The organism is Sabulibacter ruber (genome assembly GCF_017355955.1).
GTDB lineage: Bacteria > Bacteroidota > Bacteroidia > Cytophagales > Hymenobacteraceae > Nibribacter > Nibribacter ruber_A.
In genome coordinates, this window is the sequence record NZ_JAFFID010000168.1 from 1 (window position 1) to 256 (window position 256).

General features: G+C 69.9%; 1 protein-coding gene. It reads left to right on the plus strand.

What is annotated here, in order from left to right; genetic code table 11:
* The coding region (locus JT719_RS24900; RefSeq protein WP_207436468.1) for a hypothetical protein at window positions 1-256 on the plus strand (256 nt) is incomplete at both ends.

Consider the following 256-nt stretch of genomic DNA (forward strand, 5'->3'; position numbering starts at 1 on the left):
CGGCGGCTTCGAGGCGCAGACCGTCGAAGTGCTGGGCCGTGTCACGTCGGCTTCGACCCAGCTCGAAGGCACCGCGCAGGCGATGGCGGCCGTCGCGGATCAGAGCCAGCAGCAGGCGGCGTCTTCCGCCACCGCCGCGGAACAGACCTCGGTGAACGTCCAGACGGTGGCGAGCGCGACCGAGCAGATGACAGGGACGCTTCAGGACATTTCGCGCCAGGTCGCCCAGTCCAGCACGGTCGCGAACGCCGCCGTT